The organism is Pseudomonas sp. PB3P13 (assembly GCF_054897735.1).
In genome coordinates this window covers 3,631,122-3,645,290 of sequence record NZ_CM142702.1, presented here as the reverse complement: position 1 = coordinate 3,645,290, position 14,169 = coordinate 3,631,122, and the positions used below count along the sequence as shown (strand labels likewise).

The window sequence follows — 14,169 nt, the reverse complement described above, 5'->3', positions numbered from 1 at the left end:
AAATGAGCGAAAGCTTTGCGGAACTCTTTGAAGAAAGCCTAAAAACCCTGAACCTTCAGGCAGGCTCCATCATCACCGGTGTTATCGTTGATATCGATTACCAGGCTCGCTGGGTAACCGTTCACGCTGGCCTGAAGTCTGAAGCACTCATCCCGCTTGAGCAGTTCTACAACGATGCTGGCGAGCTGAACATCAACGTTGGTGACGAAGTTCACGTAGCGCTGGATTCGGTTGAAGACGGCTTTGGTGAAACCAAGCTGTCCCGTGAAAAAGCCAAGCGTGCTGAATGCTGGATTGTTCTGGAAGCTGCCTTCGCAGCCGAGGAAGTGGTCAAGGGCGTTATCAACGGTAAGGTTAAAGGCGGCTTCACAGTCGACGTTAACGGCATCCGTGCGTTCCTGCCAGGTTCCCTGGTTGACGTCCGTCCTGTGCGCGACACCACGCACCTGGAAGGCAAAGAGCTGGAATTCAAGGTCATCAAGCTGGACCAGAAGCGCAACAACGTTGTCGTTTCCCGTCGTAGCGTCCTCGAAGCCGAGAACTCCGCCGAGCGCGAAGCTCTGCTGGAATCCCTGCAGGAAGGCCAACAAGTCAAAGGTATCGTCAAGAACCTCACCGATTACGGCGCATTCGTCGATCTGGGTGGCGTCGATGGCCTGCTGCACATTACCGACATGGCCTGGAAGCGCATCAAGCATCCATCGGAAATCGTCAACGTTGGCGACGAGATCGATGTCAAGGTTCTGAAATACGATCGCGAACGCAACCGTGTTTCCCTGGGCCTCAAGCAACTGGGCGAAGATCCATGGGTTGCTATCAAAGCCCGTTACCCAGAAAGCACTCGCGTTACCGCTCGTGTAACCAACCTGACCGACTACGGCTGCTTCGCTGAGCTGGAAGAAGGCGTTGAAGGCCTGGTACACGTTTCCGAAATGGACTGGACCAACAAGAACATCCACCCTTCGAAAGTCGTACAAGTCGGCGACGAAGTGGAAGTTATGGTTCTGGACATCGACGAAGAGCGTCGTCGTATCTCCCTCGGCATCAAGCAGTGCAAATCTAACCCATGGGAAGATTTCTCTGGCCAGTTCAACAAGGGCGATAAAATCTCCGGCACCATCAAGTCGATCACCGATTTCGGTATCTTCATTGGTCTGGACGGCGGCATCGACGGTCTGGTTCACCTGTCCGATATCTCCTGGAACGAAGTGGGCGAAGAAGCCGTTCGCCGCTTCAAAAAGGGCGACGAGCTGGACACCGTTATCCTGTCGGTTGACCCAGAGCGTGAGCGCATCTCCCTGGGTATCAAGCAACTGGAAAGCGATCCGTTCTCCGAGTACGTTCAAGAGAACGACAAAGGCGCAATCGTTAAAGGCATCGTGAAAGAAGTTGACGCTAAAGGCGCCATCATCACCCTGGCCGACGATATCGAAGCGACTCTGAAAGCCTCCGAAATCAGCCGTGACCGCGTTGAAGACGCGCGCAACGTTCTGAAAGAAGGCCAGGAAGTAGAAGCCAAGATCATCAGCGTTGACCGCAAGAGCCGTGTAATCCAGCTCTCCATCAAGTCGAAAGACGATGCTGAAGAGAAAGAAGCTATCCAGAGCCTGCGCGACAAGCCAGCTTCGGATACTCCTGCTGCTGGTCCTACCACTCTGGGCGACCTGTTGCGTGCACAAATGGAAAAACAGAACTAAGTTCTGTCAGACCATAGAAAAAGGGCGACTTCGGTCGCCCTTTTTCATGCCTGCAATTCACCACACCCCACACGCACTCCTGTGGGAGCCAGCCTGCTGGCGATTCTCCAATCCACCAATCCCTCCCAGACAAAACCCCCCAGCACCAACCCCCATTCCCCAAATTCAACTCAGCTATGAATCCCCATCTCCCACTTTTTTCATGAACCATCCCCCCACAAAAACTGTCCCTTTCTTTAACAGGATCAAAAGCTTATTTGCAGCTACTCTATAGCCTGAAGCAAACGCCAGTCGGGCAGAGCGCCCGACAGAAGGAAGTGGATGAACAAGCTCATAGTGATACTTGTTTTAGTGGTATTAGCGGGTTGTACCACAAACGCTAAGACTCGAGCAGTGCGCGGAGTCAGTGGTATCGAAGTTGATTGTTCAGGCCTGGGCTCGGGATGGGAGAAGTGTCACAAGCGGGCAGCGAAGGAATGCAAGGGTAACGGCTACAAAGTGGTGGCGAGATCTGATGACGCCAAAGATGAAGATGAATATCCTTTCGGCTTCAACCCTGCGGGCATGTTGACTCGGACCATGGTTGTAATCTGTAGATAAAGCGAGACTCGAAAGGCGCTCCAGTGCCCCGTAATCGGGCAACGCGCTGCTGGCGGTAGCGTGGAGAAAGTCGGACTGTTCAAATCCATCCGGTCATGCTAAAACCTTGGTAGCAATTTTCCTAGCTGCTTGAAAAAGAAGGGAAAAATATGACGAAGTCGGAGTTGATCGAACGCATTGTCACCCATCAAGGGCTGCTCTCATCCAAGGATGTGGAGCTGGCCATCAAGACCATGCTTGAACAAATGTCCCAATGTCTGGCCACCGGGGATCGGATTGAGATACGGGGCTTTGGTAGTTTCTCTCTGCATTACCGGGCGCCAAGGGTTGGGCGGAATCCCAAGACGGGGCAGTCGGTTAGCCTGGATGGGAAGTTTGTTCCGCATTTCAAGCCGGGGAAAGAGCTGCGGGATCGGGTGAATGAGGAAGAGGAGGAGAGTTAGTACTTTATTTGGAGAGCAAAAATGCGCTTACTTCAACGGATAGCACTGACTTTTTTGATATTATTCTTGGTTGGAACCGTGCTCATATTTTTCCTAGAAAATCAGCAGCAACTTTCGCTCAGTTTTTTTAGCTGGAATACAGCCTCGCTTCCAATATCGCTCTACATTGCAGTTTCTTTCCTTGCAGGTATGGTCCTCGGGCCGATTACCGGGTTTATTGTGAAGACAGTTGTCGGACGGAATACACGGTTGAGGAAAACGTACCGCTGAAATAATGCCGTCACTCGCGTGAAATTTTTGTACGAATGTTACAATGTGTAAGCTTATGAGCCATGTGACGAATGAGCTTAACAGAAAATAATTACTGATCGAGACACGTGCGACTCACACGCGGTGGGTGCCGATCCGAAAAAAGAGGGCGAGTGGGGTATGCAAAGCAGTACATCCGAACCATGGAACAATGCTGAAATTAATCTTCAGGAATTGGTTCGCTCAATCTGGCGTAAAAAGTGGCTTATTTTAGGTGCGGCCGTTCTGTCAACCGTTTTAGCGGCAGCTTATGCATTTACCGTGAAACCTGTCTACGAAGCCAAGCTTTTTCTCATACCGCCCACCCAAAATGATATCGCGAACTTCAATTATGGTCGTATTCGCGAATATGACTTGGTGCCGCTTACCATAAAAGATGTTTACTCTATTTTCATTCGCATACTTGACTCTGAGTCACTGCACCATGATTTCTTCACCAACGTATATTTGCCAGCGTTGTCCGAGGAAGAGCGAAAGGGGTCACGGGACGCGCTCTATTCTCGTTTTTCCAAAATGTTGGTTGTAACGCCTCCTGTAAAAGAATCGGGCGATCAATCAGCAGTTTCTGTACAAGCTGCTGATCCAGATTTGGCTGCGAATTGGGTGCAGGCTTATGCAGATCGAGCAGGGAAGCTGGCTAAAGATGAGCTGATAAAAAACATTACTACCGAAAGTCAGGTAAGAGCACGAAACCTACTACAACAAATTGATCTGATCCGAGGCACTGGCATCCAGCTTAGGCAAGATTCGATAACCAAGTTACGCGAAGCGCTTCGTGTTGCAGAGGCTATTGGTCTGGAAAAACCGCCTATTATCACTGGTAATCCTTCGGTTGAACTCGCCGGTAGTATGGACGGACAACTGATCTATATGCGCGGATCGAAAGCATTGAAAGCAGAAATCGAAAACCTTGAGGCACGTCAATCGGACGATCCGTTCGTGCATAGTTTGCGAGACCTGCAGGCCAAATATGAATTTTACCAAAATCTCCAAATAAAACCTTCTGATGTCTGGGTTTACAGGCAGGATGGAGATGTAAGTCGTCCAGATTCGCCCATTAAACCCAAAAAAACCCTGATAGTAGTATTGGGGTTGATACTGGGTTTGATGACTGGCCTCGTGATTGCTGTAATCTTATTTCTCATTGAAAAAAGTCGAACTACCTATTACAAGCCCGTTTAGTGCAAATTGGACACAAATTTAATAGATCCGATCAGGCCGAAATGAAGCACTCCGGCGGATGGAGTGTTAATTAGCAATATTCACAGATTGTTCTTGTTTTGTTAATCGGGAGCGGTAGTTTTGAGTGGTAATCAAAAGGATGTGTGATTTCACGATGCAAAATCCAAAGCTATGCAGCTCGTGTGTGGGCGGAGTATGAACAATATGGTAGTCGAAAGAAAAATGCCCTTCTATATTGTTCTATTCGCCTGTCTTCTCGTCGTGCTCGGCGATCTCAGGAACGTAATTACCCCTTTGGGATATTGGGCATTGTGGGGCACCATCCTGTTCACAGGATTGTGCACTGGAGGCGTAAAGAAAATCCTAACCGATGTGGCTTTTCTAAGTGTGACGATAGGATTTGTTATTCTGATTTTTTCATTATTAATCGCCAGTCTAGTCAACGCAGATTCTTATACCGCTTATCAGGCACTTAAATTTATAATGATCTTCGCTGTTCTAATAGTGATTTTTGCGAATTGTAGTTTCTTAAGCGTTGAGCACTTCTACAAAATTGCGGCGATTTCGACTTTTTCCGGTTTTGTGGTGTTTATGCTTTGTAAGTATGTGTTCGTTGGATACTACATACAATTAGGGGATGGTCGCCAAGGCTCTTCGTTCGCGTATCCTGGAGTGTTGTGGAAAACTAGCGCGTTTTTCTCGGCTTTTCTGATAGCTAAATTACTCAGTAGCGTGTCCTATAAAAATACATTTCCAGCACTGATGATTCTAGTTTCAGTGTTTTTATTATTGCAAGACTCTAGTCGGACTGGTTTTCTATGGCTAGCAGTTGTACTTTTTGCATTCTCATTCCTAGTATTTGTAGTTAATACCGCGAAATTCCTTTCTGCGATGTGTATTGTATTGTTGGTTGTTGGTGTCGTTGCAGTGTTTAACCTCGATATAATATATGGCTTATTTGAAAGTAATTCACTTTTAGTGGTGAACCGGCTGCTTGAGGGTGATCCCATAAGATCTAAAATGATAACCGATGGCGTGATGAATGCGGAATGGTGTCTACCGCTTGGTTGCGGCTTTCAAAGCTCTACGTCGTTAGTAGGCGGCGAACCAATGGTTATCCATAATGTATATCTTGCAATACTCGGCGACCTTGGGGTGCTTGGTGAAATAGGTCTGCTAATCATTGTGATGAGCCCACTTGCTATATTTGCGATGAGAGAATGGTTCGGTGGCCCGGCTTTGAGCCCGCTCACGTACTATAAGTTGGCTGCGTGTCTGGGAGCAGCGTGTTATTGCTTTATTCTACTTTTTCACCCGTTGAGTTCTGAAATGTCAGAGTGGGGATATTGGGCAATCATGTTTTCTTGGTTGTCACGATTGGGTACTATGAGTCCGGATACTAATGCTACTGCTGGTGTCGTTTCAGAAGTGAGAGCTTCAGTTTGAAATACTTGATCAAAAATATGGGATTTCTTTTCTTCGCGCAGTTGTGCGCTTATATAATTCCCATACTTGAAATTCCTGTCTTGGCGCGGGCGCTGGGTGTCCAGGAATATGGAAAAGTAGTTCTGATTCAGTCGATTGCGTTATTATCTTCTTTAATAGTTGAATACGGTTTTTCGTTGAGTGGCTCGCGTCAGATATCCATCTCGCAAAACAATAAGGTCGAACTCTCGAAAATTTTCTCGGAAGTTCTTTCGGCTAAATTAATTATTGTTACAATAGTAACTTTTTTTGGGCTGTTAGCTTGTGTCGTAGAAGGTTCATTTTTCTTTGACGGTAAAATGGTTGTGTTTGGATATATATATTTTCTGGCTTTTGGATTTAGTCCTTTCTGGTTTTTTCAAGGTTTAGAACGCATAAGCCTAGTGATAATATTGGAAGTCATTTTCAGATTTTCCAGTCTTTTTTGTCTGTATCTCATGGTAACTGATAGTCAAGATTCTCTGTTGGCGCTTGGCATAATGGCTGGTTTTGGACTACTTAACACCCTAGTTGGAAACTGTATTTGTAAAGCTTACATCAACTCCATCGAACTCCGGCTGCTTGGCGGTGTTCATCAGCTGAAAGCTGGTTTCCACGTTTTCATTTATAAAAGTTCAAATAATATATTGTTGAGCGCTGGGCCCTCTTTGGTGGGGGCTACTTCAGGCGCCGCGGCGGTAGCATCCTATGTCCCCGCTGAGAAAATAATTAGAGGTTTTGTGGGTTTCGTAAATCCGATACTCATTGGCTTCTATCCATATTTAAACCGGCAATATCTATCTTCGGAAGAAAAAACCTTGCACCTCTCTTCCATGATTGTTATGGGCATGTTTGCGGCTGGCGCGCTAGCGGCTGGGATCATTTATTACATCGGTGACCTGTTAATACAGATTGTTCTTGGTCCTGAGTTTCTTGTTTCAAGCAGCCTGCTCAAAATATTTGTTTGGATCATCCCCTTCAGGCTAGCAAACCAGGCCCTAGGTTTATGTATGCTCATCCCAATGGGCAAGGACAAAATAATGAGCTTTTTAATGATGCTTTGTTCCGTACTTTCCATTATGTTGGCGATTTTGTTATCGATCTGGTACGGAGTACAGGGCGCCGTGATTGGGTTCGTATCGGCGGAGATACTTTTGTTCGTTGCTTTAACGATTATAGTCGTGCCACTCGCCATGCGGCCCAGCAGCAGGATTGCCTCGTGATCACTATACTTACAGCGACCTATAACAGAGAACATACTCTGTCGCGACTTTTTGACAGCTTATGCGCTCAGTCTTGCATGGATTTTGAATGGGTGGTTGTGGATGACGGGAGTGTTGACAATACTCTCGAACTTCTAAAGGCTTACTCAGAGCTGGCAAGTTTTAAAGTTAATATAATTCACCAGACTAATAGCGGTAAGCACGTCGCGTTAAATAATGGGGTCGCACAGTCCACAACCCCGTGGATATACATTGTGGACAGTGACGATGCGATAGTGACAACTGCTGTTCAGACTATCTACACTGCTCTAAGCGAGCAGGATGGTGCCGCGGTAGGTTTATGTTACCGTAAAGCTTATTTTGACATGAGACTCGTAGGGAGGGATGTAAAGACCGGCGATTCTCCATTGGTGATGAGCCCGACTGAAGCAGGCCATCTGTTTAAAGGTGATCTTGCGTATGTATTTAAAACAGAGGTTTTCAAGAAACACAAATTTCCAGTTTTTGCTAACGAAAAATTTGTACCCGAATTATATATTTGGAACAAAATAGCAGACGAAGGAAAAGTGATTTTCTATGGTGAAACAATTCTCTACTTATGTGATTACCTAGAAGACGGATATTCTAAGAATTTTTCTTCGAATTTGCGAAAAAACCCTAACGGGTTTTTGATATTTTATTGGTCGCAGATTAATCGCGAACGAATTCTTTTATTTAAGGTGAAATATTTAATACGCGCCGCTCAGTGTTTTTGGTACCGAACATTAAAAAGGCTTACATGAAAATATTATTTGTAATTACTAGCTTGGATGTGGGTGGTGCCGAGCGCCAAGTACTCGACTTGGCTCAACGTCTCGTAGAGCTGGACAATGAAGTCTTAATAGTGTACCTGACTGGTCGCGGTACTCTTGTTTCTTCAAAGCTTGCATTCGGAACCGTCGGATTAAATTGCACCAAGTCGGCCGGTGGTTTTTTACAAAGTATCTTCAAGGTGCGCGCATTGGTCGCTAGCTTTAGGCCCGATGTAGTGCACTCGCATATGTATCATGCGAATATTATCGCCCGCATAGTCAGAGTTATTGCTCATGTGCCGCGCTTGATATGTACGGCGCACAGTAATAACGAAGGGGGGACTATTCGGATGCTTGCATATCGGCTCACGAATTTCCTCGCAAGCGTTACTACCAACGTGAGTCGAGGTGCAGTTGAGGCTTTTGAAAAAAAAGGCGCGATTAAACAAGGTGAGATGTTATCCGTACCCAACGGGGTAGATACGGCAAGATTTAGCTTTAGTGCATCGAGCCGTTCAGTGCTTCGAAATGTCGAAGGAATTGAGGATGACAAAAAAATCATTCTAGCTGTTGGGCGACTAGTAGAGGCAAAGAACTATGCTGGGTTGTTATCCGCATTCGGCACAGTGTGCGAGTTTGACCAGTACACAACTCTCTGGATCGTGGGCGACGGCGAATTAAAAAATGAATTAGTCTCTCTTTGTATTAAGTTAGGTATTGCTCACCGCGTGAAGTTTTGGGGGATGAGACCGGACGTAGAGACATTTTACAGTGCCGCTGATGTCTATGTCCTGTCATCTGCGTGGGAGGGATTCGGTCTTGTTGTAGCAGAAGCAATGGCCGCTGAGAGGGTTGTGGTCGCTACCGACTGCGGAGGCGTGAAGGAAGTGATCGGAGAAGATGGTTTCTTGGTTGAACCTGGCAATTCCGAGGAGTTGGCAGTCGCTCTGAAGGGGGCGCTCGTTATGGATGCGGCTGACGCTAGGTTACTGGGTAAGCGCGCTAGGGAGAGGGTGATCAATATTTATTCTATCGATCGCGTCGTGGCCCGTTGGCTGCAGCTATATCGGCCCTAAATCAGGCATAATAGCCAGATTGATCAATAGCGTAGCCTTCTAGAGGCTTTCATAATACAGCTTCGCTCAATGAGTACTCCTGACTCGAATTTAGCTGCCAAGTGGAAGAACATCGGTCGGGGAACCGCTTTTTTGATCGCCTGCTATGGCTTATGGACGTTGTGCAAATGAAAATAGCTTTAATTGGAACCACGGCGGCGTGTGTTCTAGGATTCAGAGCAGATTTAATCGAGGCTTTAGTCCGGCAGGGTGATCAGGTTCATGCTTTTGCTTTGGATTTTGACGAGGACACCCGCGCACGGGTGAGGGCTCTGGGCGCAGAGCCTGTTGATTACGTCTTCAGTCGCGCGGGTCTAAATCCCTTCAGAGATATCATAAATACATATAAGTTATCTCGGATTCTGAAAAATATCGCACCTGATGTAGTGTTTAGTTACTTCTCTAAGCCAGTCATCTTTGGGACAATTGCTGGTGCATTAGCTGGAGTTAAAAGACGCATCGCAATGCTGGAAGGGCTCGGATACGTGTTCACTGACCGACCTGAGAGTGGCGGAGTGAAGAATAAAGTTTTGAAACTAGTGCAGGTTATGCTTTATGGAATATCTTTCCCTTTTCTTGAGCGGTTAATTTTCTTAAATAAAGACGATCCCGTCGATTTGGTGCAAAAATATCGGCTAAGGGTGTCCAAAGTTTCAGTCCTTGGCGGTATAGGTTTGGATTTGTCTAATTTTCCATATACTACGCCGCCGACGAAGCCTATGAGTTTTATATTTATAGGTCGACTGCTCGCTGACAAGGGGGTTCATGAGTTTATTCAGGCAGCGAGACTTGTGAAACTCGTATCGCACGAATCTAAGTTTATTATGTTGGGTGGACTGGATAAAACAAATCCTGGCAGTTTATCCTCCGAGGAATTGGAAGGCCTCATTAGCGAAGGGCTGGTTGATCATCGAGGGCATGTGGATAATGTCGCAGAATGGATAAACGATGCAAGCGTTTTTGTTCTTCCCTCATATCGAGAGGGCGTTCCAAGAAGCACTCAAGAAGCAATGGCAGTTGGTCGTGCTGTCATAACAACCGACGTGCCAGGCTGCCGGGATACGGTGATAGATGGGGTGAATGGTTTTTTGGTTCCACCTTGGTCGGCTGAAGCACTTGCTGAAAAAATGATCTATTTCATAAATAATTCTGAACAAGTTAAACTCATGGGAATTGAAAGCTTCAATCTGGCGCAGGATAATTTTGACGTCCGTTCAGTCAATGCTCGATTGATTAGCTATTTTCTCTAAGTGTATTCATAAGCCGGGCATGGTGAGTTGATGAATTCTGCAAGAAAAACAGTACTGCTAACCGGAGCGTCAGGGTTTGTGGGCGGGGCATTACTGAAAGACTTATCTGAACGAAATTTGTTCAATATCCGGGCATCGACTCGTAATGCCAGCTCACTAAGCAGCCCAAATTTCGAGTCTGTGACGATTAATGGGTTGGATGCAGGGCAGTCTTGGACACAAGCGCTTAATGGTGTAGATCTTGTTGTGCACTCTGCAGCACGCGTGCATATCATGGATGCACAAGGTGCCGATTCTATGGCGCTCTACCGAGAGATAAACGTTGACGGCACATTGAACCTAGCGTCGCAGGCCGCAGCCCACGGTGTGCAGCGATTTATTTTCATCAGCTCCATCAAAGTAAATGGCGAGAGTACACTGCCTAATCATCCTTACACAGCAGATTCAATTCCTGCCCCAGTTGATGACTATGGTATTTCCAAGCATGAAGCAGAGATAGGGCTTAAGAAAATCGCGGCAGAGACTTCTATGGAGGTCGTTATTATTCGGCCGACCTTGGTGTACGGCCCTGGGGTGAAAGCAAACTTTCTAACAATGATGCGAATAATCGATAAGGGACTACCGCTTCCGTTTGGACGAATCAATAATAAGCGGAGCATGGTGGCGCTGGATAATTTAGTCGATTTTGTATTTCATTGCTTGTTGCATCCTAGTGCTGCGAACCAAACATTCTTAATTAGCGATGGAGAAGATGTGTCGACGCCGGAGTTGTTGAGAAGAATATCTCTCGCTCTAGGGAAAAAGAGCGTACTTCTTCCAGTACCAGTTAATTCTATAAAATTGCTCGCGTATTGTCTCGGCAAGAGGAGTATGTCTGAGCGCTTGTGCGGTACTCTCCAAGTAGATATTACTAAAAACCGTCAACTCCTGGGTTGGACACCACCTGTGGCTATGAAAGATGCGCTAAGGAAGACTGCTATGCACTTTAAAGGAAGCATTGAACAATGAGCATTTGGTTTATTCTGCCCGCAATCTTCTTGTTCTCACTATGGCTCACGAAGATACTGCGAACATACGCTTTATCGCATAGTCTGATTGATGTCCCCAATGTCCGGAGCTCTCACTCTATCCCTACGCCTCGCGGCGGCGGAGTTGCAATAGTTTTGAGTTTCTTAGTATGCCTGCCTATTTTGTCCGCTGCAGATTACGTTTCTTGGGCGCATACGTTGGGATTAATTGGCGCAGGTAGTGGGATTGCAATATTAGGATTTCTTGATGACCACGGACACATCGCTGCGCGATGGCGGCTTATTGGGCATTTTATAGCTGCAAGTTGGGTATTATATTGGATCGCTGGCTTTCCTACTTTAGTGATATTCGGGTTGGCCGTCGATTTTGGAATAATTGCATACATCATTGCCGCTCTATATTTAGTGTGGATGCTTAATTTATATAATTTTATGGATGGTATAGATGGTATTGCGAGCATCCAGGCGATCACAGCTTGCTTTGGGGCTGCTTTCCTTTATTACATAAGCGGTTTTCAACAGTTAATGTGGACGCCGTTGTTGCTCGCTTGTTCTGTTATCGGATTTCTTTACTGGAATTTTCCTCCCGCACGTATATTCATGGGGGACGCGGGTAGCGGTTTTTTGGGGATTATGCTTGCTAGCTTATCACTACAAGCATCTGCTGCTGCTCCTATTTTCTTATGGGTGTGGTTGATCCTGCTTGGAGTATTCATTGTTGATGCAACCTTTACTCTTTCACGCCGCTTGCTCAGAGGTGAAAAAGTATATGAAGCGCATCGGAGTCACGCTTACCAATTCGCATCTCGCCATTTCGGAAATCACATCACGGTTTCGCTTGCAGTAGCAGTAATTAATCTATTTTGGTTGCTTCCTATTGCGAGCCTGGCGGCGTTGGGTGTTCTCGACGGTGCAGTAGCTTTACTCTCTGCTTATGCCCCGCTCATATTCTTAGCGATGAAGTTTAATGCGGGCGGTATAGAGAATAAAATTTAGCGGTATTTATTTTAGCTTTCGGCTTAGATATTGCGCGAGTGACTGCAGGGAGTAGGTAAAGTGGTTGGAGGATTTATGGACAATTTTAGAGAAGTACTTCTGCGTCTACCCCGTAGAAAGAAGCGACTACTTCAGGTCGTCACTGACATTATATTAGTGTGGCTTGCTTTGTGGATGGCGTTTGTGGTTCGTCTGGGTGTGGATGAATTAGTAAATCCATTCGTACAGCACCTTTGGTTGTTTTTGAGTGCCCCTGCCGTTGCTGTACCTTTATTTATAAGATTCGGTATGTATCGCGCGGTGATGCGCTACTTTGGCAATGACGCCCTTATTGCTATCATCAAGGCAGTCTCTCTATCTTCATTAATTCTCGGTGTTGTTGTTTTTTGGTATAGCAATCATGAGAATGTCGTCCCTCGCTCCATTATATTTAATTACTGGTGGTTGAGCCTAATCATGGTGGGTGGCTTGAGGTTGGCCATGCGGCACTATTTTTTAGGAGACTGGTTTTCAGCCGCACCATACGCCCCATTTTCCAGTCGAGATGACGGTCTAACCAGGGTTGCTATATATGGCGCTGGAGCAGCGGGGAATCAACTTGTCGCCGCCCTACGAATAGGCCGAGTAATGAGACCGGTTGCCTTTATAGACGACGATAACAGCATTGCCGACAGAGTTATCTCAGGTTTACATGTCTACAAACCAAAGCATGTACAGCGGATGATTGAATCCACCGGTGCCCAAGAAATATTGTTGGCAATCCCCTCCACGAATAGATCTCGCCGTCGCGAAATACTCGGTTTTTTAGAGGGGTTCCCTCTGCACGTCCGCAGTGTTCCAGGCTTTATGGATTTGGCTAGCGGACGTGTCAAAGTTGACGACATACAGGAAGTTGATATAGCTGATTTGCTCGGCCGCGATCCGGTACCAGCGCAAAGCGAATTGCTCGAGCATTGCATTAAGGGGCAAGTAGTGCTAGTTACCGGCGCTGGAGGATCTATCGGCTCCGAGCTGTGTCGCCAAATTATTTCATTGCAGCCAATTACCTTGCTGTTGTTCGAACATAGTGAGTTCAATCTTTATAGCATTTTATCCGAATTAGAGCAGCGAATTTCGCGCGAGTCACTTTCTATAAAGTTGTTACCGATTCTTGGTTCGGTACAAAATCAGCATAAGCTCCTTGATGTGATGAACTCATGGCATGTAAATACAGTTTATCATGCCGCAGCTTACAAACATGTTCCTATGGTGGAACATAATATTGCCGAGGGTGTTTTAAATAATGTCATAGGTACACTTTATACTGCACAAGCGGCGGTGCAAGCCGGAGTGGAAAACTTTGTTTTAATTTCCACTGATAAAGCTGTTAGGCCAACTAATATTATGGGAAGTACCAAACGTCTCGCGGAGTTAACCTTACAAGCGCTTAGTAAGGAAGCTGAACCGGTTATGTTTGAAGACGCGAGAACCAAGCCGCAGCTGAATAAAACAAGATTTACGATGGTGAGATTTGGTAACGTGCTGGGTTCTTCCGGATCAGTGATACCACTGTTCCATAAGCAAATAAAATCTGGCGGTCCGCTTACCGTTACACATCCTAAAATTACACGCTATTTTATGACTATTCCTGAAGCCGCACAGTTAGTCATCCAAGCTGGCTCCATGGGACAGGGTGGGGATGTATTTGTCTTGGATATGGGCGAGCCTGTTAAGATTATCGAACTCGCGGAAAGAATGGTGCACCTCTCCGGACTTAGCGTGCGTTCGGACAAAAATATCCATGGTGATATTTCCATAGAGTTTACGGGTTTGCGCCCCGGTGAGAAATTGTACGAAGAGCTGCTGATTGGTGACAATGTAGCCGCTACCCAGCATCCTATGATAATGCGTGCAAATGAGGACTCAATTACTTGGGATGTTCTTAAAACGAAGCTATCCGAGCTGCTTACTGCGGTAGAGAATGATGACTATGCGGTAGTTCGGCAGTTACTGCGTGAGACTGTGACTGGTTATGTGCCTGATGGTGAAATAGTCGATTATATTCATCAGCAACGCCGTCTGGTTCCTTAAC

General features: G+C 46.3%; 13 protein-coding genes. All 13 read left to right on the top strand.

Features of this window, described 5'->3' with window-relative positions:
• Positions 1 to 2 precede the first annotated feature (2 nt).
• The 13 genes from rpsA (at position 3) to ACYZT1_RS16735 (ending at position 14,168) form a co-directional block, all read left to right on the top strand.
• Positions 3 to 1,697, top strand: a complete 1,695-nt coding sequence (rpsA, locus tag ACYZT1_RS16795) for a 30S ribosomal protein S1 (RefSeq protein ID WP_462015809.1) — start codon at positions 3 to 5, stop codon at positions 1,695 to 1,697.
• Positions 1,698 to 2,018: 321 nt separating this feature from the next.
• Positions 2,019 to 2,297 carry a hypothetical protein gene (locus tag ACYZT1_RS16790; RefSeq protein ID WP_462015808.1) on the top strand — a complete coding sequence of 93 codons (279 nt, stop codon included), beginning with the start codon at positions 2,019 to 2,021 and terminating at the stop codon, positions 2,295 to 2,297.
• Between the two features lie 149 nt (positions 2,298 to 2,446).
• A complete protein-coding gene (ihfB, locus tag ACYZT1_RS16785) occupies positions 2,447 to 2,740 on the top strand; it encodes an integration host factor subunit beta (protein WP_436277242.1) in 294 nt (97 codons plus the stop codon).
• 21 nt (positions 2,741 to 2,761) lie between these two features.
• On the top strand, positions 2,762 to 3,010 hold the full coding sequence (locus tag ACYZT1_RS16780) for a lipopolysaccharide assembly protein LapA domain-containing protein (protein WP_462015807.1): 249 nt from the start codon (positions 2,762 to 2,764) through the stop codon (positions 3,008 to 3,010).
• A 159-nt stretch (positions 3,011 to 3,169) separates the two neighbouring features.
• The gene (locus tag ACYZT1_RS16775; RefSeq protein ID WP_462015806.1) at positions 3,170 to 4,231 is read left to right on the top strand and encodes an LPS O-antigen chain length determinant protein WzzB; all 1,062 of its coding nucleotides are present in this window, start codon (positions 3,170 to 3,172) and stop codon (positions 4,229 to 4,231) included.
• Positions 4,232 to 4,426: 195 nt separating this feature from the next.
• The gene (locus ACYZT1_RS16770) at positions 4,427 to 5,677 is read left to right on the top strand and encodes a hypothetical protein (protein ID WP_462015805.1); all 1,251 of its coding nucleotides are present in this window, start codon (positions 4,427 to 4,429) and stop codon (positions 5,675 to 5,677) included.
• Positions 5,674 to 6,918 (top strand): oligosaccharide flippase family protein, encoded by a 1,245-nt coding sequence (locus ACYZT1_RS16765; RefSeq protein ID WP_462015804.1) that lies wholly within the window; start codon positions 5,674 to 5,676, stop codon positions 6,916 to 6,918. Before ACYZT1_RS16770 ends, ACYZT1_RS16765 begins: the two co-directional genes overlap by 4 nt.
• Entirely contained in the window at positions 6,915 to 7,700 is a 786-nt protein-coding gene (locus ACYZT1_RS16760; protein ID WP_462015803.1) for a glycosyltransferase family A protein, read from the top strand. Before ACYZT1_RS16765 ends, ACYZT1_RS16760 begins: the two co-directional genes overlap by 4 nt.
• Complete coding sequence (locus ACYZT1_RS16755) at positions 7,697 to 8,785, top strand: glycosyltransferase (RefSeq protein ID WP_462015802.1); 1,089 nt, start codon at positions 7,697 to 7,699, stop codon at positions 8,783 to 8,785. The genes ACYZT1_RS16760 and ACYZT1_RS16755 overlap by 4 nt, the downstream gene beginning before the upstream one ends.
• A 167-nt stretch (positions 8,786 to 8,952) precedes the next feature.
• A complete protein-coding gene (locus ACYZT1_RS16750) occupies positions 8,953 to 10,074 on the top strand; it encodes a glycosyltransferase family 4 protein (protein WP_462015801.1) in 1,122 nt (373 codons plus the stop codon).
• A 30-nt stretch (positions 10,075 to 10,104) separates the two neighbouring features.
• Positions 10,105 to 11,082 carry a UDP-glucose 4-epimerase family protein gene (locus ACYZT1_RS16745; protein ID WP_462015800.1) on the top strand — a complete coding sequence of 326 codons (978 nt, stop codon included), beginning with the start codon at positions 10,105 to 10,107 and terminating at the stop codon, positions 11,080 to 11,082.
• Positions 11,079 to 12,098, top strand: coding sequence for an MraY family glycosyltransferase (locus ACYZT1_RS16740; protein WP_462015799.1), 1,020 nt, complete (start codon positions 11,079 to 11,081; stop codon positions 12,096 to 12,098). Before ACYZT1_RS16745 ends, ACYZT1_RS16740 begins: the two co-directional genes overlap by 4 nt.
• Before the next feature lie 75 nt (positions 12,099 to 12,173).
• Positions 12,174 to 14,168: a polysaccharide biosynthesis protein gene (locus tag ACYZT1_RS16735; protein WP_462015798.1), complete on the top strand. Its 1,995-nt coding sequence runs from the start codon at positions 12,174 to 12,176 to the stop codon at positions 14,166 to 14,168.
• Position 14,169: the final 1 nt, after the last annotated feature.